General features: G+C 64.5%; 17 protein-coding genes. 7 read left to right on the top strand and 10 right to left on the bottom strand.

Features of this window, described 5'->3' with window-relative positions:
- Positions 1–38 precede the first annotated feature (38 nt).
- The 3 genes from ACVILL_RS26670 to ACVILL_RS26660 form a co-directional block, all read right to left on the bottom strand.
- Complete coding sequence (locus ACVILL_RS26670; RefSeq protein WP_155258570.1) at positions 39–224, bottom strand: hypothetical protein; 186 nt, start codon at positions 222–224, stop codon at positions 39–41.
- A gap of 196 nt (positions 225–420) precedes the next feature.
- Positions 421–2,511 carry a condensation domain-containing protein gene (locus ACVILL_RS26665; protein ID WP_456731761.1) on the bottom strand — a complete coding sequence of 697 codons (2,091 nt, stop codon included), beginning with the start codon at positions 2,509–2,511 and terminating at the stop codon, positions 421–423.
- Positions 2,393–3,676, bottom strand: a complete 1,284-nt coding sequence (locus tag ACVILL_RS26660) for an AMP-binding protein (RefSeq protein ID WP_456731760.1) — start codon at positions 3,674–3,676, stop codon at positions 2,393–2,395. Before ACVILL_RS26660 ends, ACVILL_RS26665 begins: the two co-directional genes overlap by 119 nt.
- 393 nt (positions 3,677–4,069) lie before the next feature.
- On the opposite strand from ACVILL_RS26660, the gene ACVILL_RS26655 reads away from it, so the two are divergent.
- Positions 4,070–5,440, top strand: a complete 1,371-nt coding sequence (locus ACVILL_RS26655) for a TIGR03808 family TAT-translocated repetitive protein (protein WP_456731759.1) — start codon at positions 4,070–4,072, stop codon at positions 5,438–5,440.
- 9 nt (positions 5,441–5,449) lie between these two features.
- Here ACVILL_RS26655 and ACVILL_RS26650 read toward each other — a convergent pair whose 3' ends face one another.
- From ACVILL_RS26650 to ACVILL_RS26640, 3 genes are all read right to left on the bottom strand, one after another.
- On the bottom strand, positions 5,450–5,944 hold the full coding sequence (locus ACVILL_RS26650) for a TIGR03809 family protein (RefSeq protein ID WP_456731758.1): 495 nt from the start codon (positions 5,942–5,944) through the stop codon (positions 5,450–5,452).
- Positions 5,945–6,719: 775 nt separating this feature from the next.
- The gene (locus ACVILL_RS26645) at positions 6,720–7,475 is read right to left on the bottom strand and encodes a hypothetical protein (RefSeq protein ID WP_456731757.1); all 756 of its coding nucleotides are present in this window, start codon (positions 7,473–7,475) and stop codon (positions 6,720–6,722) included.
- The gene (locus ACVILL_RS26640; RefSeq protein ID WP_456731756.1) at positions 7,472–8,041 is read right to left on the bottom strand and encodes a sigma-70 family RNA polymerase sigma factor; all 570 of its coding nucleotides are present in this window, start codon (positions 8,039–8,041) and stop codon (positions 7,472–7,474) included. Before ACVILL_RS26640 ends, ACVILL_RS26645 begins: the two co-directional genes overlap by 4 nt.
- Before the next feature lie 419 nt (positions 8,042–8,460).
- On the opposite strand from ACVILL_RS26640, the gene ACVILL_RS26635 reads away from it, so the two are divergent.
- Together ACVILL_RS26635 and ACVILL_RS26630 are read left to right on the top strand one after the other, a co-directional pair.
- The gene (locus ACVILL_RS26635; RefSeq protein WP_456731755.1) at positions 8,461–9,609 is read left to right on the top strand and encodes a GGDEF domain-containing protein; all 1,149 of its coding nucleotides are present in this window, start codon (positions 8,461–8,463) and stop codon (positions 9,607–9,609) included.
- A gap of 58 nt (positions 9,610–9,667) precedes the next feature.
- Positions 9,668–10,774, top strand: coding sequence for a DUF2336 domain-containing protein (locus tag ACVILL_RS26630; RefSeq protein WP_456731754.1), 1,107 nt, complete (start codon positions 9,668–9,670; stop codon positions 10,772–10,774).
- A 109-nt stretch (positions 10,775–10,883) separates the two neighbouring features.
- On the opposite strand, the gene ACVILL_RS26625 is transcribed toward ACVILL_RS26630, so the two are convergent.
- Both ACVILL_RS26625 and ACVILL_RS26620 read right to left on the bottom strand, forming a co-directional pair.
- Positions 10,884–11,522, bottom strand: a complete 639-nt coding sequence (locus ACVILL_RS26625) for an NrsF family protein (RefSeq protein WP_456731753.1) — start codon at positions 11,520–11,522, stop codon at positions 10,884–10,886.
- A gap of 2 nt (positions 11,523–11,524) precedes the next feature.
- The gene (locus ACVILL_RS26620; RefSeq protein WP_456731752.1) at positions 11,525–12,070 is read right to left on the bottom strand and encodes a sigma-70 family RNA polymerase sigma factor; all 546 of its coding nucleotides are present in this window, start codon (positions 12,068–12,070) and stop codon (positions 11,525–11,527) included.
- Between the two features lie 326 nt (positions 12,071–12,396).
- Between ACVILL_RS26620 and ACVILL_RS26615 the strand changes: the two genes are divergently transcribed.
- Together ACVILL_RS26615 and ACVILL_RS26610 are read left to right on the top strand one after the other, a co-directional pair.
- On the top strand, positions 12,397–13,065 hold the full coding sequence (locus ACVILL_RS26615; protein WP_456731751.1) for a hypothetical protein: 669 nt from the start codon (positions 12,397–12,399) through the stop codon (positions 13,063–13,065).
- Between the two features lie 123 nt (positions 13,066–13,188).
- Entirely contained in the window at positions 13,189–13,968 is a 780-nt protein-coding gene (locus ACVILL_RS26610; RefSeq protein ID WP_456731750.1) for an enoyl-CoA hydratase, read from the top strand.
- Here the strand turns inward: ACVILL_RS26610 and ACVILL_RS26605 are convergent.
- On the bottom strand, positions 13,965–15,827 hold the full coding sequence (locus tag ACVILL_RS26605) for an acetyl-CoA hydrolase/transferase C-terminal domain-containing protein (RefSeq protein WP_456731749.1): 1,863 nt from the start codon (positions 15,825–15,827) through the stop codon (positions 13,965–13,967). The genes ACVILL_RS26610 and ACVILL_RS26605 overlap by 4 nt on opposite strands.
- Before the next feature lie 239 nt (positions 15,828–16,066).
- Between ACVILL_RS26605 and ACVILL_RS26600 the strand changes: the two genes are divergently transcribed.
- Positions 16,067–17,485, top strand: coding sequence for a TolC family outer membrane protein (locus ACVILL_RS26600; protein WP_456731748.1), 1,419 nt, complete (start codon positions 16,067–16,069; stop codon positions 17,483–17,485).
- A gap of 138 nt (positions 17,486–17,623) precedes the next feature.
- Positions 17,624–18,592 (top strand): amidohydrolase family protein, encoded by a 969-nt coding sequence (locus ACVILL_RS26595; protein WP_456731747.1) that lies wholly within the window; start codon positions 17,624–17,626, stop codon positions 18,590–18,592.
- On the opposite strand, the gene ACVILL_RS26590 is transcribed toward ACVILL_RS26595, so the two are convergent.
- Positions 18,585–21,719 carry an efflux RND transporter permease subunit gene (locus ACVILL_RS26590; protein ID WP_456731746.1) on the bottom strand — a complete coding sequence of 1,045 codons (3,135 nt, stop codon included), beginning with the start codon at positions 21,717–21,719 and terminating at the stop codon, positions 18,585–18,587. The genes ACVILL_RS26595 and ACVILL_RS26590 overlap by 8 nt on opposite strands.
- Positions 21,720–21,738 lie beyond the last annotated feature (19 nt).

Below are 21,738 nucleotides of genomic sequence, written 5' to 3'. Positions count from 1 at the left end.
CCAGACTGCAGCGTTGTCGGGCGCTGACGACCCGGGCACTAACGGCGCTTTGATACTTTCTGGACCGTCTTGAGCGCTTGATTGACGCCCTTCAGCGATTCATTGACCCCCTCCAGCTGCGCTTGCAGAGCATCCCTGCGCTTCTGTAGGTCCTTCAGCAACGCCTTCCTTTGCGCCGCGGTCAATTCCTCAAAGTCGATGAGATCCACTGCAAATCTACACATCGCCGCCTCCAAGTGGCAAAATTAGATTTGATCAATCCATTGTCCAATGTACCCCTGAATTGTCGACAATTTCTGGTGGATAATCAAGCTGGATGATCCTCGGGTCGGACGAATTTTGGGCGACCTTGCGCACGGCAGGACACCGGCACCGGCGTCGCACTTTCTTCACCGGCTTGGCGCGACCGACCTGATCGCTTCAAGGATCAATCAATCGCCCAAGCTGCTCGTCGGGGTTTGCGGCCGCATTGACCAAGATTGCCGTGTAATCGGCAACCCAATTCTGGACGGTGTTTGGCTCGAACAAGTCGTCCTTGCGCCCGCATATACCGGTCATTCCCGACGGGGTGTCCTTAAGCGTAATCGAGAGCCAAGCGCGATCGATCGGCATGGCAGACCGATCTTCCTGGTAGCCGAACGGGTGAACCGCCAGATCGGGCAGCTGGTGCGCTCGGCGGAACGCAACTTGGAGAACGAAATAAACTTGAACGAGTGATGCCGGGCACAAGCCGGTTTCTTCCGCTAGTCGGCTGGCAATGATATCGAAGGGAAGTTCTTGTCTGGCGTAAGCCTCCAAGACGGCCCTGCGCACGCGTTTAAGCGCTTCGCTAAAGCTCAGACCAGCATCTAGTTGGGTGCGGATGATCGTTGTGTTCGCGAACGGACCGATCACGCGTTCTGTCCTGAGTTGAGGCCGATTGGCCATCAAAGTCGCCACACAAATGTCGTTGCGTTCGCTCCGGAGCAACAGCAGGGTCTTGAACCCGGCGAGTAGACTCATGAACAGAGTTGCGCCCCGGTCACGGCTCATGGCGCTCAGCTGCGTCACCAGATTGTTCGATATTTGAAATGGTTCCTGGAGAACGCGCGAGGTCAATTCGCCTCCAACGCTGCTTTTCGGGGCTGCAAATGGAGGTGAGGCTTTGTCGAGGCACCGCTTCCAGTATGCGAACTGCCTGTTTGCTTCCTCGGTGCTGGACCACAAACGCTGCCAGCGAGCGAAATCGGAAAACTGAAACGATCGTTTGGGCAGCTGCGCCTTCGCGCCAGAGATCGAAGCGGCATAGATCTCCAGAAGCTCTTCCATGAAGATTGCCATCGACCAGCCATCGATGACGATATCGTGCATGACCAGAAGCAAAACATGGTCGCTGGCGTCGAGCCGGAAGATATGGGCCCGGAACAGTGGTGCATTGTTCATGTCGATCGGCGCCAGAGAGCACCGTTCGGCTTCCAACTTCGCCTTTACCAGCAGAAGTTCCTTGGCACGGGTATCTCCGGTATGCGTCGGAGCTGCATAATCCTTCACAGCCAGGATTGATCTGACATCGACGTCCGGCAAGACGCGAGCAAGGGGAACCTCATCCTGCCAGATGAACGCCGTGCGCAGCAGGTCGTGCCGACGCACGACCTCGGCAAGGCTCTGCTCGAGAGCGGGAATGCTTAGTCGGCCCTGTAATCGATAAGCGAACGGCAGGTTGAACTGGGGTAAGCCGGGTAATTTTCGCTCGATGCGTAGCATGCGCTCCTGCACGATGGAGATTGGCTGTGCGCCATCTGCATCAGCAAGCGAGATCTGCAATGGCGGATCGTGCGGGCGCGCGAACGAGCCGGCCTCCCCTTTTGATGATTCAAGACGAAGCGCAAGCGCCGCAACGGTCGACGAATTAAAGATATCCTCGAACGACAGCATGATGCCGAAGCGCTCTTCCACACGCAAAATCAACTGGGTCATGGCAAGTGAATCCACCCCGAGCGCGAAGACATCCTGATCAACGCTGATCCGATCGATGTCGAGGATGTCCTTCCAGATACCGGCCAGTTGACGCTCCAATTCCGAGCTGGGCGCAACTCCTTTGCCGTCGTCCTGGATTGGTCCAGTCTTTGAAAAGCCGGCCGCAAGTTCATTGCGCTTGACCTTCCCGCCGGGGCCTTTCGGAATCTCCGGTACAATCGCGATGAGGCCAGGGACCTTAAACCCGGCCAGGCGTCCTCGGGCGAAGTCTCGGAGACTTTGTACGCTCACCTTTGCGTCCTGACGCAGCACGACGGCGGCGGCGACGTCCGTGCCTAGTCGCTCATGGGGGACAGGGAAAACAGCGGCTTCGATCACAGCCGGATGGCTCAGCAAAGCGCCCTCTACCTCGGCGGGAGCAACCTTCTGCCCGCCCTTATGGATGATCTCCTTGATGCGACCGACGATGAAGAGATACCGGTCGGCGTCCAGGTATCCGAGGTCGCCGGGTCCGGAACCAGCCGTCCTGAAATGCGGACGCTGTAGCGGCGGCATCGTTGTCGTACCCCCTGGTTATGGTGGGACCTCGCAGCGCGATCTCTCCGCGTTTGCCGGATGGCAAGCGACGGCCTCCCCTGTCCAGTATCGCGATCTCGGGACCGGCCGGCCGGCCGACTGAACCGCGCTTTCGCCGCTGCAACGGATTTGCCGCGATCTGGGTGGCGGCCTCCGTCATGCCGTAGGTGTCTATAACGGGAACACCAAATAGCGCTTCCAGTCCGTCGAGCACTTCCGAAGACAGAGACGTCGAAGCCGAACGAACGAGCCGCAAGGAGGACCGCCGCGCGGCCTGCCTGTAGGGATCCGCCGCCGCCAATAGCGCGCGATGGATTGCCGGTACCGCCGTGTACCAGGTTGGTCGAAACTCCGTCAGCCAGCCGAAGAACGCTGCGGCATCGAAGCCGGGCGGACAGACCGCACTGGAGCCTGCCGCAAGCGCGGCCAGAAGTCCCGAGATCAAGCCATGCCCATGAAAGAGAGGCAGTACGCTTAGCAATCGGTCGCGAGCCTCCAGTTCCAAGGCGGCGCCAACGTTGTCGGCTGACAGACAGACGCTCGCATGGGTCAGAGGGACCGTTTTGGGCCGCGACGTGCTGCCGGATGTCATCAGGATGAACGCGTCGTCAGCGCCGGACGCAAACTCGTCGTCAGCCAGGAGCTGCGGTGCCCGACCGGTAACACTGAACGCGCCGGCTCCCTCGTTCGGCCGCATCGACACATCGATCACGGGCATGCCCTGGATTTGGGCGGCGAGTCGGCTAGCCGAATTCAAGTCAGCGTGCGTCAATAGCGCCGCCAATTGCAACTCGGCGAAATAACGCTGGTATTCATCACAGGTGAAACCCGGATTGAGAGGTACACAAACCGCGCCGGCCGCAACCGTGATCGCCGCCACTGCAGCCTCTGGTCCGTCCGACAACACGACCGCGACCCTGTCAGTTCGGCGCACGCCGACGTCCCGCAACCCGAAAACCACTTCATTTGCCTGCGTCCATAGCGCGCCATACGTCATCGGACGGCGCGCCGGAGCCAGAATGGCATGGCGCTCCGGCGCAGTTTCCGCATGGTCGGCGAGGAGGTCTCGAACGCACGGAAAGGGGCGTCTTCCGGCGCTCTTGCGTGTGCTACATTTCCGCAATTCCCTGACAATGTTCGACAACGCCGCCCCTCTTCGTCAATGTCGCTCCGTATCCTGCACTGATGAAGTCAATTTCCAGAACCCTCAAACACGTCGAAGGGCGAGAATAGGCAGATAGCAACGTCGGGTAATCGCCCGCAGGCGCCTCGGCTGCGCTCGGGCAAGTTGCCCGTTCCGACAGCATCTTGGGAAGCTCAACGCTTATAGCAGTATGTTGAGACACTGTCCGGCATGGCCGACGACCGTTTCTGGTCATACCGAGTGCGACACAGCCAGTCAGCCCTCAGCAGTGGTTAACCCTACCGCCAACAATCGCCCGGCTGCGCCAGTGTGTTCATCATGCCGCGCCGCGTTTCGCGCTACCACTCGACCCGCGAACGTCACCGCTCGCGAATGTTTGCGAGGGCCGAGCCCATGGACGTCAACCGCCGCCATCTGATCGGAGCATCCGCCGCAGGCGCTGCCGGCGCGCTGACGATGTCGCCGGATGTCGTGCGCGCCGCGCAGTCCGCCGGCTCACTCGGCCGCGACGTCACCCAATATGGCGTCCGCCCCGGCAGCCCCGACGACCAGACCCGCAATTTGCAACGCGCGATCGACGATGCCGCGCGGGCCCAGGTGCCGCTCGCCTTCCCGCCCGGCGCCTACCGCACCGGTCTCCTTCGCCTTGCGCCCGGCAGCCAGTTGATCGGGGTGCGCGGCGCCAGCCGGCTGGCGTTCAACGGCGGCGCCTCGCTGCTGGAGGCCGAAGGCGCCGGCGGCATCGTGCTGATGGGGCTGTCTTTCGACGGCGGCAACGTGCCGCTGCCGACCCGGCGCGGCCTCGTGCACTGCCTGTCCGGCCGCGACATCCGCATCACCGATTGCCAGTTCATCGGCAGCGGCGGCAACGGCATCTGGTTCGAGCAGATGTCGGGCGACGTCAGCAACAACATCTTCACCGACATCGCGACCACGGCGCTGGTGTCGTTCGACGCGCTCGGCCTGATCGTCTCGCGTAACACCATCAAGGGCACCAGCGACAACGGCATCGAGATCCTGCGCAGCGCGATCGGCGATGACGGCTCGATCGTCGCCGACAACCGCATCGAGGACATCAAGGCCGGCCCCGGCGGCTCCGGACAGTACGGCAACGCCATCAACGCGTTCCGCGCCGGCAATGTGATCGTGCGCGGCAACCGCATCAAAAACTGCGACTTCTCGGCGGTGCGAGGCAATTCCGCCTCCAACATCCACATCACCGACAACAGCGTCAGCAATGTCCGCGAGGTCGCGCTCTACTCGGAGTTCTCCTTCGAGGCCTCCGTGATCGCCAACAACACGGTCGACGGCGCGGCGATCGGCGTCTCCGTGTGCAATTTCAACGAGGGCGGCCGCATCGCGGTGGTCCAGGGCAACATCATCCGCAATTTGCTGCCGAAGCGCCCGATCGGCACCGACCCCAACGACGGCGCCGGCATCGGCATCTATGTCGAGGCCGACAGCGCCGTCACCGGCAATGTGATCGAGAACGCGCCGACCTTCGGCATCGTCGCCGGCTGGGGCAAGTATCTGCGCGACGTTGCGATATCAGGCAACGTCGTCCGCAACGCGCCCATCGGCATCGGCGTCTCGGTGGTGCCGGGCGCGGGCTCCGCGCTGATCAACAACAACATGATCTCGGAGACCCCGCGCGGGGCGGTGGTCGGGCTCGACCACGCCCGCCCGATCACATCGGATCTCTCGGCGGGCGGCGCCCAGCAATATGCGCAATTGACGATTGGCGCGAATGCGGTGCGCCGCTAGAGCGGTCGCCTACAGCGCGTTGCGCAGCAGCGGATAGCGGCGCTGGATGGTGTCGAGATCGAGCACCGGCGGGGGCATCGCCGGAGGGGGCATCTCCAGCAGTGGCGCGTCGGCCACGGTGGGCGGCTTCTCGAGGACCTCGGCTGCCGTCTCCAGGGCGGCTGCGACCGCGGTCATCGCGGCCTCCGCCAGAATTGCCGCCTCAGACCGGCGCTCCGGCATCGGCGAGATGTCAGGCGGCGGCAGCTTGGACTTGCCGCGGCCGAGCCAGGACAGGTCGATCGGCGAATTGTCGAGCGAGGCTTCGCGGGACAGCAATTCCCGCCAGATCTCGACCGCGGCCCGGGCTTCCCTGATGTTCTCGAGGAAGGCCTGCTCGCTGTGATAGCGGCGCCAGCGTCCGGTTTCGAACAGTTCGGTGAGGTGTTCCAGCCTTTGCTCGGCAAGGTTGCACCAGCGTGCAACGATCTCCTGGCCCCTGGCCACGTCGGTCCGATGTGTCATTTCAACTTGCCCGCAGGAAAAGAAACGGACGCAGACGCAACCGAACCGAATCAACTGGACGTGACGCTGATATTCTGTGGAAAAGGTAAATAAAGTCTAACTAAATTCTTAATCGCGGAAGGGTGACGAAAGAAGTCCGCTCGACTACGGAGTTTTTCGCCCGAAGCATGGTCAAGTCATCGACTTGCAATGCTGGCGATGCGCTTCGCTCCCGCGCACCGCTGCCGAACGATCCATAGCAAACTGTCAGCCGCGCTCGCGCACCCGCCGCAGCGATCGCGCTGCGCAGCGTCGGGGCCGCCGGCCACGTCCGGCCGGTCCGTCATGCAAGAGTGCCCAAAAATGAAAGACCCGTCCGGGGGGACAACCGGACGGGTCAAAGCCATATGGGCGCTTGGGGTGGATGGGCGCTCGCGCCTGATATAGCCGGGGAGGGATAAACCGCTCCCACACAGTTAAGTCGTGAGAGGAACACGGACGTTCAAACCGTCGGCGACTTTTTTAACGTTCCCGCCGCGAGGTTCCATCGCACCATCGGAGGCGTTCGGCGGCGAAAATCACTGCATAGCAAGGCAATTTGCAGCGAAATCGTCCGATGCGATCGATGGCGCAGCATCATTCAACACGCGGCTCACGGAAGTGTTATTGCCGTCCGGCTGTCTGAGGAGATTGCGGAGACTGCGGTGGTTTGTCCAACGCTGCGGCAACCGGGCACATGGTCGGTCCGTCGGGCGGTCGCGATGACCGCAACTGGCGCAGAACCGCCGGCCGCCGCTTACGGCGTCTCGACGGCGAGGCTGACGATCTTCTCTCTCTGCAGTCGCGCAATCAGCGCCGCGACGGCGTCCTTGTCCATCGCGCGGAACTGCAAGCGGAACATCCCGCCCTTCCCGTCGACGATCGAAGCCTGGTAGTTGTCCAGCAGCGACGAGATGTCGGCGATCCTGGCATCCGGCGCAAAGCGCACCAGCAGCCGGGTCGGCGCCGCCGCCACGCTCGCGCTGAGGTCGCGGGTGATCGGCGCGCTGGGCGCGACCGGCGCTGCACTGGGGGCGACGGCCGCGCTCGGCGCGCTGCGCTGCTCGGCGACGTCGAGCGATGCGGTCTGGAACGAGCCCGGCGGACTGCGCATCAGCACCGCGCCGATCACGCCCGCCTGCAACAGCACCACGAGCGCACCAAGGCTCGACGACCAGGCCAGCGTCCGCGGCGACAATTTCGAAAAGAACTCCGAGATCCCGGCCGACATGCGCGTGCCCGCCGACGGCTTGCGCTCAGGCTCGGCGTCGATCGCGGCAAACAGCTTCTGCATGGCGCGCGCCGAAGGCGCACCGAGGCTCTCGTTGAGGCCGATGGTCTCGGCATATTCCTGGCGGATCACGGCATATTGCCGGGCCAGCTCCGGATCGCTCGCCAGCGCGTCCTCGACGCGGCGCGCGTCGCGTGAGTTCAGCGTGCCGGCGGCATGCCAGGGCAGCAGCATCTCGACTTCGTCGGGCTCTTGCACTTTCTTGTTGCTCGCAGCCATCATGGCCAACCTCGCTCGACACCGGCTGCCTTCAGCAACTCGGCAAGTTTCTTGCGCGCATAGAACAGGCGCGTCTTCACGGTGTTCTCCGGAATGCCGACGATCTCAGCGACGTCTTCCACGGACTTCTCGTGATAGTAGACAAGATCGACGATCTCCCGGTGTTCCGCCGATAGTCCCGTCAGGCACCTGCGCAGCGTCGCGCCGGTGTCCTTCTTCTGCACTACCGTTTCCGGATCGTCGGACGTGTCCTCGATCGCGTTCGCGGCCTCATCGTCCAATTCGGCGTCTTTCCTTCGCCGCAGCGAAGACAACGCCTTGAACCGAGTAATCGCCAGAAGCCAGGTTGAAACGGCGGATCGTCCCTCGAATTTGCCCGCCTGACGCCACACGTCCAGAAAGACCTCGCTTATGAGATCCTCCGCCACCTGTTCGTCCCGCACGAGCCGAAGCCCGAAGCGGTACACCCTGACATGATGCCGTCCGTACAGCACCTGCATGGCGAGCCGGTCGCCTTGAGCGATCCGAGCGATCAGAACCTCGTCTGAAGCCGCCTGTGTCGCGCTCAATGGCCGTCTCGCAAAGTTGGTCTGAGGGGGGTGGTGCGTGGTTCGACGCGAGAGCCAAGATTCTTCACAATACGGCAATGTGCGGACCGCATGTGTGATCTATGACACAGTCGGCGATCCAAATGAGAAATAATCGCCGAAGGCTCGAATAACGGTATCATAATACAGAACACTCTCGCGGACGCCCACCGTCCGGCCGGGACCATATCAAGGCTTTGCCGGCAAGCCAGCATCGTCGCGAAGCGGGTATCGGCGCAGGTCCCCTGCCCGATCGCTTCCGCCCCGCGTCAGTGAACGGATTCCCCTTACGAAACAAGGGTGATGACCGCATTACGCCGGAGCCAGATTCGGTTCCAAAAGATACCAAACCTAAAGGCTTTCCCACTTAGATTTCGCCGGATTTCACCAATGGCGAGACCATGGGCAGCGCTGCGTCGTCACTTCCCAGTCCGATCGCGGGCGCATCGGAAAGCGGCCGTCCCAGGCTGACGCTCGAACGCCTCGCGCGCCGGGCCAGGCAGCGCCGCCAGATCCAGTCGATGATCGCCGGCTGCTTCGTGCTCGATGCCGTCGCGCTGCTGATCTACGCGCATGCCGGCACTACGTCGGTCCTGGTGGCGGCGGCCTATGCCCTGACCGGCCTCTCCCTCGTCGCGGTCTATGTGGTGCTCTCCGAGCGCGGCTTTCACGAGCGCTTCCTCGACCACTACCTGGTCGCGCCGCAATCGGCCGTCAACATGGTGAACCTGCTGGTGTTCACCTACATCGCGCCGGAAGTCGGCGTGCTGTTCCTCTGCAACCTGTTCGTGGTGTTCGGCTTCGGCGCGCTGCGCACCTCTGCGCGGCAGACCGCGATCATCTGGACCATCATGGTGCTGGGCCTGGCCGCGCTGTTCCTCGGCACCGACAAGGCGATCGGGATGCCGATGGGCACGCGGATCGACCGCCTCGCCACCATGCTGGTGTTCGCGCTGACGATCGGGCGCTGCATGTATCTCGGCATCTTCTCCAGCTCGATGCAGAAATCGCTGTACCAGAGCGGAAAGAAGCTGAAGGAAGCCTACCGGCGCATCGAGGAGCTCGCTGAGCTCGATGAGCTGACCGGCGCCTCCAATCGCCGCAGCATCATGCGCACGCTCGAGGAGGAGATTGCGCGCTGCGCCCGCAACGGCAGCTCCTGCGCGGTCGCGCTGATCGACCTCGACCATTTCAAGCGCATCAACGACGTCTACGGCCATCCGATCGGCGACGAGGCGCTACGCACCTTCGCCATCGGCATGTTCGCCAATCTCCGCAGCATCGACCGGTTCGGCCGCTACGGCGGCGAGGAATTCCTGCTGGTGCTGCCCGACCTGTCGCAGGATCAGGCGATGCGCGCGCTCGAGCGGCTGCGCACGATCATCGCCGATCTCGACTGGAGCGCGTTCTCGCCGGGCATGCGGGTGACGATCTCCGCAGGCGTCACCACGCTCCAGCCGCGCGAAAACTCCGACACGTTGCTTGCCCGCGCCGACGGCGCGCTTTACGCAGCCAAGGCGAGAGGACGCAACCGCATCGCCAGCGCCTGATCTTTCATTTCCCTATTCGGCGACGGAGAAGCCGTCGCCACCGCTCCAGGACAGAGTCATGAGTTCGAAGCCCGCGACCGCCCCCGAAAGTCTGCTCGACGAGTTGCAGACAACGCTTGCCCACGGCACCGTCGCACGCCGTGTCGAGACGCTGCGTCGCGTGACCGACCTCTTCATCAACGGATCGGTGAACTACTCGAACGAACAGATCGTGCTGTTCGACGACGTATTCCAATGCCTGCTCGAGCACATCGAAAACTCGGCCAAGGCGCTGCTCGCCGACCGCCTCGCGCCGATCGAGACCGCGCCGCCGCAGACCATCCGCACGCTCGCCTTCGACGACCTGATCGAGGTCGCAGGCCCGGTGCTGACGCTGTCGCCGCGGCTCGACGACGACACCCTGATCGAGACGGCGCGCAGCAAGAGCCAGGCGCATCTGCTCGCGATCGCCAACCGCAAGACGCTGAGCGGCGCCGTCACCGACGTGCTGGTGCTGCGCGGCAATGACGAGGTGATCCAGAGCGCGGTCAACAATCCCGGCGCGGAGTTCACCGAGCGCGGCTTCACCCGCCTGGTCAGCCGCGCCGAGGGCGACGAGAATCTGTCGACCTGCGTCGGCCTGCGCCCGAACATCCCGCGGCACCTCTATCTCAAGCTGGTCGCCAAGGCCTCGGACACCGTCCGGCAGCGGCTCGAGGCCGCCAATCCGCAGCAGGCCAAGGAGATTCCGATCGCGGTGAAGGAAGCCACGCGACGCGCGCGCTCGGCACCCGCCGGCGTGACGCCGGACACCACGATCGCGCATGCGCTGGTCAAGTCGCTCTACCGGGACGGCCGGCTCGACGAATTCCAGCTCGCGGCCTTCGCCGAGGCCGGCAAGTTCGACGAGACCAATGCCTCGCTTGCCGCGCTCGCCAATGTCTCGGTCAGCGTCGCCGAGAACATGATGATCGAAACCTGCGCCGAGGGCGTGATGATCCTGGCCAAGGTCTCGGGCCTGTCATGGTCGACGGTGCGAGCGATCATCAACCTGCGCGACGACATTTCGGGCGGCGAGCCGACCGATTTGCAGGCCTGCAAGGATACCTATGAGCGGCTGCGGCCCTCGACCGCGCAGCAAGTGCTGCGCTTCCATCGCATGCAGCAGTCCGCGCCCGCGGCGTAGTATCTCAACCTACTTTCCGTAGCCCGGATGAAGCGCAGCGCAATCCGGGACCAGTTCGCCCGCGGATAGAAACCCGGATTTCGCTTCGCTGCATCCGGGCTACAAACAGTCAGTACCGCAGCGCCCGCTTCCCCATCAGCGCGCCGACGCTCGCGACGATCGCGGTCGCCAGCGTGTACCAGGTGGCGACGAACAGCGGTGAATCATCCGTGCAGTGCGACGCATAGACGGTTGCCGCGAGCCCCGCCGACAGCAGGCCGGCAATAGCACCGGCGACGGCCGGCCGCGCCGGTGCGCCCTGCCGCAACCCGAACAGCGCGCCGACCAGCAGCGGCAGCGACATCGCGGGAATCGCGGTCATGCACGCCATCGAGTTCTTGCCGATCAACCGCGTCATCATCGGCGTACGTTGCGGCATCATCATCTCGCCGCTGATGGCGGCCACCAGAATGCCGGCCGGAATCAGCAGCCACCAGCCGAAACCGCGCAGCGAGGCTTCCGGCCGCGACAGATGCAGGCTGACCGCGATCGCCGAGGCGGCGAGCGCCAGCGTCACCGCGAACTTCAGGTCGAAGAACGGATTGTGCATCGCCGTCATCACGTCGGGCCGCACGCCGAGTTCGGCGAAGAAGATCAGGAGAGAGACCGGCGCCGCCGCCAGCAGCGCCAGCATCAGCGCAAGGCCGATCGGACGCGCGCGATAAGCGTTGTCCGCGGCAAGGGTTCGAATGAGTTGATCCGTGTCCATGCTCATCGATCCCGTAATTTCGCGGTGAGGCTCGCAAGCCCGCGATGCAGCGCCACCCGCACCGCGCCCTCGGTCATCGAGAATTTCGCGGCGGTATCCTTGATCGAGGCGCTGTCGACCGCAATCGATTGCAGCACGTCGCGCTGCCGCGCGGGCAGCGTCTGCAACTGGGCGGTGACCTCGCCGGGCGACGCCGTCGGCTCCGGTGTTTCCCCCGGCAGCGTCTCGGCGAAATCATCGATGTTGACGAAGATGCGCTTGCCGCGGCGGCGCAGCGCATCGATCAGCTTGTTGCGCGCGATCGCGAACAGCCACGGCGCGAACGGGGCGTTCGTGTCCCAGGTCTGTCGCTTCAAATGCACTGCCAGCAAGATGTCCTGCACGATGTCCTCGGACTGATCGACCGGTTGTCCCGCGCGCGCCAAGCCGCGTCGCGCCGCGGCACGGAGTACCGGCGTGATGGCCTTGAGCAGGCGATGATACGCCGCGTCATCGCCTGAAATGGCCGACCGCATCAGGTCGGTCCATTCATCCTCACGTTCGCGCACGCAGGCTCCTGAATTGCAATTCGGCCGATCTTTCAGTTCGTTACGCGGCAAGCCAAGAGATCACGAATTCGTGATCGCGATCCTCCGGCAAGACCGCGCCGAGCGTCAGCCTCAGAGAATCGCTCCGGCGGGTTTCCAGACATCACGGCTCATAACACCGATCGGTCCGGCAAGCATCGGGGTTGCGGGCGCCCGATGACCTACTAGGATGAAATTGCCCAGCTTTCGCCCCCTGAAGCCCGAAGATTCCCTCTTTTTGCCCCGGTGTGGACACGCAGCGGGGTCTCATTTCGGCCTTGGGCGGGCAAAATGGGGAGATCATCAGAATGAAGATCAAAGCCAGCGGGCGCTTGGCCTTGATGGTTGCGACAGGGCTGACAGGGTTTGTTGTGTATCTCGCAGCTCCGCTGCCGGCGCTTGCCAGTCCGGACGCATCAGCATCGAAATCCGACAGTGCGACGACCGACAAGTCCGCGCAGCAGAGTTCGCGGCATAGCCGGCGCCATGCGCGCCACAGCTCCTCCAAGACAGCCGACAAATCCGAGAGCCAGAAGGCCGGTAGCGACGCCGGAAGCGTGACGTCGGCAGGCATGCCCGCCACCGTCGCCAACGCCAATGCGGAGCTGACCTCCGGCGACGACAATGCGGCATCGACCACGGTCAAGGCCAATGCGTTGATTGCTGCGGCCGACAAACCCGCCGACCAGCAGCCTGACGGCAACGTGGTGGCATCCGACCAGCTCAACGACGTTGATCGGGCCCTGCAGCAGGAGCAGCCGTCGGAACCGCCGCAGCCGACTCAACAGCAGGCCGCCCAGCCGGAGGCGCCCCCGGCGCAGCCGCCGGCCGCGCCGGCAGCCGAACCCAAGCCGGCCCCGGTTCTGGCGAGCAGCGACAGCGCGAGCTGGGACCAGACCTCGCTGATCGGCAAGATCTTCATCGGTTTCGGCGCCCTGCTCACGGTGGCCTCCGCCGCCCGGATGTTCATGGCCTAGCCGAGGCACTTGGCTGCGGCGCGGCGCGCGCCGCACCGCCGCCCACAGCCCCGTTTCAACCACTTGAAGCGCATCCCGGCAGCGGGCACATTGCCCGGCAAATCAAGGCACGGGGTTTGCGTCATGGCTACGTTCGAATTCATCATTGTCGAAAGCGAGGGACCGGTCGGCGTCATCACGCTGAACCGGCCCAAGATGCTGAATGCGCTGTCGTTCGGCGTGTTCCGCGAGATCGCCGCGGCGGTCGACGATCTCGAGGCCGACGACAAGATCGGCTGCATCCTGATCACCGGCAGCGAGAAGGCCTTTGCCGCCGGCGCCGACATCAAGGAGATGCAGCCGAAGGGCTTCATCGACATGTTCAACAGCGACTTCACCGCGATCGGCGGTGACCGCGTCGCCCGTTGCCGCAAGCCGACGATCGCGGCGGTCGCGGGCTATGCGCTCGGCGGCGGCTGCGAGCTTGCAATGATGTGCGACATCATCATCGCCGCCGACACCGCCAAGTTCGGCCAACCGGAAATCACCCTCGGCACCATTCCCGGGATCGGCGGCACCCAGCGCCTGACCCGCGCGATCGGCAAGTCGAAGGCGATGGATCTCTGCCTCACCGGACGGATGATGGACGCGGCGGAAGCCGAACGCTCCGGCCTCGTGTCGCGGATCGTTCCGGCCGACAAGCTGATGGAAGAGGCGCTCGCGGCAGCCGAGAAGATCGCCTCGATGTCGCGCCCGGCCGCCGCGATGGCCAAGGAAGCCATCAACCGCGCGTTCGAGACGCCGCTCGCCGAAGGCATGAATGTCGAGCGCAATCTGTTCCACTCGACCTTCGCGCTCGAGGATCGCTCCGAGGGCATGGCGGCCTTCATCGAGAAGCGCAAGCCGGTCAACAAGAACCGCTAGCCCATTCGGCTCCGCCGCAACGCCGCGGTGACGAGCGCGCGATAGGCGCGCTCGGCGACATGCGTCGGCTTGTCGAGACCGAGCCGCGCCAGGCATTCGCGATCACCGGCATTGGGCGGATGCCGCATCCCCTGCCACAGCAGGCCGGCGAGCTGCAGCGGCGTCCGCTGCGCTTGCTGCAGTATCTGCAGCGCCGGAATCAGCCGCTGCTCGACATCGGAGAAGTCGCTGCCGAACGGGAATGACGGCAGGAGCCCGGCATCGCGCGCGGGCTTCAGCGCATCGCGGATGCGCTCGGGATAATTCTCGCGATGAGCGGCCGGGATTTCGTGATTGCGCGGCAGCTTGCCGGCGTCCTTGGCCTGCCGCATCAGTTCGCTTTGGAAGCGAGAGTCCGACACCTGCAACATCGCAGCAATCACGTCCGCATCAGATTTGCCGCGCGTATCGGCAACGCCGTACTCGGTGACGAAGATATCGCGCAGGTGCCGCGGAATGGTCTCATGGCCGTAGGACCAGCGGATGTTGGACTGCATCTGCTTGCCGGACTGATGGGTTGCCTCCAGCGCCAGCACCGAGCGCCCGCCCTCGAGCGTGAAGGCCTGCGCCACGAAATTGTACTGGCCGCCGACGCCGCTCACGACCTGGCCGTTCTCGAGCCCGTCGGAGATCGCAGCGCCCAACAGCGTCGCCATCATCGCGTTGTTGACAAAGCGCGCATCGACGCGGGCGCGGCGCTTGCCCTCCTCGTCGCCGAAGATCTCGTTGGTGAAGGACACCGGCATCATCTGGATGCGGGCCAGTTGCTCCGGTGGCATCTCGCGCAGAGTGCGGTAGAATGATTGCGGTCCGAGGAAGAATGCGCCGTGCAGGATCACACCGTCGACGTCGCGCCTGAGGATGCCGGCGTCGATCAGCCCGAGGAACGCCTCGAACAGCATCTCGCTGACGCCGTAGAGGCCCTTCTCGAACGGCCCGGTCTCTGCCACCGCGAGCTGTTCGGTATCGGGCGCCAGCCGCTTCATGATGCCGTGGAATTGGGCGTTGTCGCGGTGGCGGACCACGAGACCTTGCGCCAGCGCATCGCCGACCTGCCCGATGCCGATCTGCAGCGTGCCGCCGTCGCGGACCAGACCGGCGGCATGCAATCCGATCGCATATTTGGTGTCGCTGATCGGCTCCGACGGCGGCGCGAACAGCGGAAAATCGGTGTCCGGACTGTCGAGCACCGCGTCGAATTCATCCGCCGGCAGATCGCCGGGTCCGGGCATGAACGGCAGTTCGGAATTGACCTGGCCGATCAGCTTGAATGACGCCCGCCCCGCTGCACGGGCGCGCAACACGTCGAGCGTCGTGTCGGTGTTGCAGCTCAGACTGTAGCGCGGCACGCCGTCGACCACACGCTTGGCGACGAGCTGAGGGACGACATTCAATCTGCGCGACAGCAGATACGACGCCGCGTGGGTGTAGTTGGCGGAAATGTAGTGCTGCTGGGCGAACGGCTGATACAGCCACTGCCCCGCGAGGAAGAAGAACTCGATCACCTTGATGTTGGGCGGAAGCGCCCCGCGATGCAGTGCATCGGCGTAGGTGAGATCCGGATAGGAGCCGAACAGGCGATCGATCACCGGGCCGATGAAGCGCTGTTCGAGCAGGCTCTTCGGCTTCGGCTTCTCCAGCGTCAGCGCGGAGAACAGCGTCAGATTGATCGAGCGGTCGGCGACCGCCCGCGCATACAGCGCGTTGACGATGTGGTTGGCCTTGCCGAGGCCGAGCGGCAGCCCCACCACCAGTTCGGTTCCGACGTCGCGAACGATGTGCTCCGCGATCGCCTCGGGGTCGGAGAAAAATTTGGGCATCTGCATTGAACCCGGGCACGCGGTGGATAACCGGCGCCGCTGAATCGGCGGTCGGCGGCCCGAACTTATACTTCATATGCCTGACACGTTCGCCTGTGACGAACCGGCAACAGACAAGAACTGAAATGATGTGCAGATGTCGCGCGGTGGTTTGCCTGTGGCGGCGCCTCCCCCTAAACAGGTAGATGTGTCGACGGCGTCGGCGGAAGCGGACTGCCGGGTTTGGTTTGCGGGATCACATGGTTGAGCGTGCCGCTGATATTGGCAACGTGGCGAGGCGCGTGCTTTTGTCGGGCATCGGCCTCGGCGCATTGGCATGCGCGCTCCTGACCACCCCTGCCGCCCACGCCGAGAGCCTGCCCGAAGCGCTGGTCAAGGCGTACCAGACCAATCCGCAGCTCAATGCCGAACGGGCGCGCCAGCGTGCGACCGACGAGAACGTGCCGCAGGCGCTGGCCGGCTACCGCCCCCAGGTCGCTGCCAGCCTCTCGCTCGGCCTGCAGGCGGTGCGCGACCAGCTGCCTGGCAATGTGATCCAGACCGCGACGCTGAAGCCGTGGCAGATCGGGGTCACGGTGACCCAGACCCTGTTCAACGGCTTCAAGACCGCCAACAGCGTCCGCGTCGCCGAATTGCAGGTGCAGTCCGGCCGCGAGGCGCTGCGCAATGTCGGCCAGGGCGTGCTGCTCGACGCCGTCACCGCCTACACCAACGTGCTGGCCAACCAGACCCTGGTCGAGGCGCAGCGGTCCAACGTCGCCTTCCTGAAGGAGACCCGAGCAATCACCGAGCGCCGCCTCAATGCCGGCGACGTCACGCCGACCGATACCGCCCAGGCCGAGGCCCGGCTCAACCGCGGCCTCGCCGATCTCAACGCCGCCGAGGTCAACCTCGCGGTCAGCCAGGCCACCTATGCGCAGGTGATCGGCAACGCACCGTCGCAATTGCGTGCCGCCGACACCACCGACCGGCTGCTGCCGCGCAGCCGCGAGGACGCGATCGCGCTTGCGCTCCGCGAGCACCCTGCCGTGACCGCCGCCGGTTTTGACGTCGATGTCGCCTCGACCTCGATTCGCGTCACCGAGAGCAGCCTGATGCCGAACGTCACCGTGCAGGGCAGCGTCAGCCGCAGCCGCGACACCGACCAGACGCTCGGCACCTTCGCGACCGACCAGGCCTCGGTGATCGGCCAGGTCACGCAGCCGATCTACGACGGCGGCACCGCGGCCTCGCAGACCCGGCAGGCCAAGGAAGTGGCGGCGCAGAGCCGGCTCGTGCTCGACCAGGTCCGCAATCAGGCCAGGACCGCCGCGGTCAGCGCATGGGTCGCCAATGAGGGCGCCAAGATCGCGGTGTCGGCGTCCGAATCGGAGATGAAGGCCGCCGAGGTTGCGCTGGCCGGCGTGCAGAAGGAAGCCGCCGGCGGCCAGCGCACCACAGTCGACGTGCTCAACGCCCAGCAGGATCTGATCACCGCCCGCGCACGGCTGATCGGCGCGCAGCGCGACCGCGTGATCGCCTCCTACACGCTGCTCAGCGCGATCGGACGCCTCGACGTCAAGACGCTCAATCTCAAGACGCCGGACTACCTGCCCGAGGTGCACTACCATCAGGTGCGCGACGCCTGGCACGGCCTGCGCACGCCGTCGGGACAATAGGCTTTTTGGAACCGTTCGCACCGCGAACGGCCCCTTTCCGCCCGCGCTCTCCGCCGATAACCTCCGCCCTCGCCGGCGACCGATAACGCCGGTGCGCGGTTCACGCGCATAACAGCCGAGCACGCAGGGAGACGTCCAATGCTGACGCGACGCAGTATGATGCTGGCTTCCATCGCGACGGGAGTGACCATGACCAGCAGCAACGCATTTTCCAAGGCAGCGCAACCATCGACCCCGGTGAACTTCGACGTGCCTGCCGGTGCGTGCGACTGCCACACCCACATCCATGGCGACCCGGCGAAGTTCCCGTTCTTCGCCGGCCGCGTCTACACGCCGGAACCGGCCTCGCCGGAGGAAATGAGCGCGCTGCACAAGGCGCTGCATGTCGAGCGCGTGGTGATCGTGACGCCGAGCGTCTACGGCCCCGACAATTCATCGACCCTGTTCGGCATGACGGCGCGCGGGCCGACGGCGCGGGGCGTCGCCGTGATCGACGACAAGACCAGCGAAAGCGATCTCGACGCGATGCAGAAGGCCGGCTTCCGCGGCATCCGCCTCAACCTCGCGACCGGCGGCGTCAACGATCCCAATGTCGGCCGGCAGCGCTTCTCGGCCGCGATCAAGCGGATGAAGGCGCGCGGCTGGCATGTGCAGCTGTTCACTAGCCTCGCGATGATCTCCGCGATCAAGGACCTGGTCGCCACGGCGCCGGTGCCGGTCGTGTTCGACCATTTCGGCGGCGCCGAGGCCGCGCTCGGCACCGGCCAGCCGGGATTTGACGACCTGCTCGCGCTGGTCAAGTCCGGCAAGGCCTATGTCAAGATTTCCGGCGCCTACCGTGCCTCCAAGCTCGCGCCCGACTATGCCGACGCAACGCCGCTGGCGCAGGCGCTGATCGCTGCTAACGCCGAGCGCATCGTCTGGGGCACCGACTGGCCGCACCCTGATTCGGTGACGCCGGCGGGCAAGCAGGTCACCGACGTGACGCCGCTGTACCAGATCGACGACGGCCGCCTGCTCAACCAGCTTCCGGTCTGGGCGCCGGACGCCGCGGTCCGCAAGACCATCCTGGTCGACAATCCAGCGCGGCTCTACGGCTTTACCTGACGTTGTCCTTTGGCCGGCGCGAGAAGTAGGAGATCAGGACCGGCAGCGTGATCAGGATCACCAGCGGCGCCAGCATCATGCCGGTGACGACCACGATCGCGAGCGGCTTCTGCACCTGCGAACCGATGCCCGCCGACACCGCCGCCGGCAACAGCCCGATGCCGGCGACCACGCAGGTCATCAGCACCGGACGAAGCTGCAATTCGCCGGTGCGGATCACCGCGCGCATCCGGTCGTAGCCTTCGTCGATCAGCTGGTTGAACTGCGACAGGATGATGATGCCGTCCATCACGGCGATGCCGAACAGCGCGATGAAGCCGATCGCGGCCGAGACGCTGAACGGGATGCCCGAGATCAAGAGCCCGAGCACGCCGCCGAAGATCGCCATCGGGATCACGCTCATCGCGAGCATGGTGTCGACCATCGAGCCGAAATTGAAGAACAGCAGCACCGCGATCAGCGCGAGGCTGATCGGCACCACGATCGACAGCCGCTTGATCGCGTCCTGCAGATTGCCGAACTCGCCCACCCATTCGAGATGCGAACCGGGCGGCAACTGGACCTGCTCGTTGACCTTCTGCTGCGCCTCCAGGATCGCGCTGCCGAGATCGCGGTCACGCACCGAGAACTTGATCGGCAGATAGCGCTCCTGCTGCTCGCGATAGATGTAGGCCGCGCCGGAGATCAGCTTGATCGAAGCGACCTCGCTGAGCGGGATTTGCGTGATGCCGCCATTGGCGTTGGTCACCCCGACCCGCAGGTTCTGGATCGCCTCGGCACTCTTGCGATACTCCGGCGCAAGCCGGACGATGATCGGGAAGTGCCGGTCGCTGCCCGGCTCGTAGAGGTCGCCGGCGCTGTCGCCGCCGACCGCGACCTTGATCGTTGCATTGATGTCGCCCGGCGACAGGCCGTAGCGCGCAGCCCGCGCGCGGTCGACGTCGATCTGGACGGTCGGCTGGCCAAGCGAGGTGAACACCGCGAGGTCGGTGACGCCCTGCACGGTCGACAACACGGATTTGATCTTGTTGGCGGTGTCGGTCAGCGCCTGCAGATCGTTGCCATAGAGCTTGATCGAATTCTCGCCCTTCACGCCCGACACCGCCTCCGAGACGTTGTCCTGCAGGTATTGCGAGAAGTTGAATTCGACACCGGGGAACTTGTCCTGCAACTGACCGAGCAATTGCGCGGTGAGTTCGTCCTTGTCATGCGTGCCCGGCCATTCGCTGGCCGGCTTCAGCGGCGCGAAGAATTCAGCATTGAAGAATCCAGCGGCGTCGGTGCCGTCGTCGGGACGGCCGTGCTGCGACACCACCGCCACCACCTCGGGACGGTCGCGGATCAGCTTCCGCATCTCGTTGACATAGGTGTTGCCTTCCTGCAGCGAGATCGTCGGCGGCAGCGTGGCGCGGATCCACAGATTGCCCTCTTCCAGCTTGGGCAGGAATTCGAGGCCGAGCATCCGCGCGAAGATGATGGTCATGACCACGAGGCCGGCGGCGCCGGCCATCACGATCTTGCGGTTGCCGATTGCCCAGTTCAGCGCCGGCAGGTAGATCGCGTCGAGCTGCTTGACGATCCAGGTCTCGGTTTCGTGGATATGCGCCGGCAGGATGATCGCACTCAGCGCCGGCGTGATCGTGAACGTCGCCAGCAGTCCGCCCGCCAATGCATAGGCATAGGTCCGCGCCATCGGCCCGAAGATATTGCCCTCGACGCCGCCCAGCGTGAACAGCGGCAGGAACGCGGCGACGATGATGGTGGCGGCGAAGAAGATCGAGCGCGAGACGTCGGCCGCGGCCGACAGGATCGCATGGCTCTTCATCCCCATCACCGTATCCTCGGAGATGTGGGCCCGCTCGGCCTCCGACAGCGCGGTGGTCTGCGACAGCCGGCGGAAGATCGCCTCCACCATGATGACGGTGGCGTCGACGATCAGGCCGAAATCGATCGCGCCGACCGACAGCAGATTGGCGGATTCGCCGCGCAGCACCAGGATGATCACGGCGAAGAACAGCGCGAACGGGATCGTCGCACCGACGATCAGTGCGCTGCGGAGGTCGCCGAGGAAGATCCACTGCAGCAGCACGATCAAGAGGATGCCGACCACCATGTTGTGCAGCACGGTGTGGGTGGTCAGCTCGATCAGGTCCTTGCGGTCGTAGATGCGCTCGATCTTGACGCCCGGCGGCAGGATCGAGGAATTGTTGATCTGGTTGACCAGATGCTCGACGCGGGAAATCGTCGGCGAGCTCTGCTCGCCACGCCGCATCAGGACGATGCCCTGCACGATGTCGTCGTCACCGTCGATGCCGGCGATGCCAAGCCGCGGCTTCTCGCCGATCGTGACGGCGCCGATGTCCCTGACCAGCACCGGATTGCCGCCGGATTGCGAGATCATGGTGTTGGCGAGATCGTCGATCGAGCGGATCAGGCCGACGCCGCGCACCACCGCCGATTGCGAGCCGATGTTCACGGTGTTGCCGCCGACATTGATGTTGGCGTTGGAGACCGCCTGCAGCACCTGCGGCAGGGTCAGGCCGTTGGCGACCAGCTTGTTGAAGTCGACCTGGATCTCGTAGGTCTTGGTCTTGCCGCCCCAACCGGTGACGTCGATGACGCCGGGCACGGCGCGGAAGCGGCGTTGCAGCACCCAGTCCTGCAGCGTCTTCAGGTCGAGCACGCTGTAGTTCGGCGGTCCCTTGAGGCGATAGCGGAAGATTTCACCGATCGGGCTGGTCGGCGAGATGCCGGGTTGCACGTTGCCCGGCAACGGCGCCAGTTGCGACAGGCGGTTCAGCACCTGCTGCAGCGCCTCGTCATAGGTGTAGTCGAAGGAGAACTGCAGCTTGACGTCGGACAGACCGTACAGCGAGATGGTCCGGATCGTCTTGAGGTTCTTGATGCCGGCGACCTGGGTCTCGATCGGAATCGTGATGTAGCGCTCGATCTCCTCGGCCGAGAGGCCCGGGCTTTGGGTCACGATGTCGACCATCGGCGGGGTCGGATCGGGATAGGCCTCGATATTGAGGTGCTGGAACGCGACCAGACCGCCGATGATGACGATGGCGAACAACGCCACCATCAAGTAGCGGCGACTGACAGCGATTGCGACAAGGCGATCCATTTCAGATCGGAGCTTTCAG

The organism is Bradyrhizobium sp. USDA 3364, from assembly GCF_054056355.1.
The sequence above is the reverse complement of the archived record's forward strand: the minus strand, read 5'-3'. Positions and strand labels throughout refer to the sequence as shown.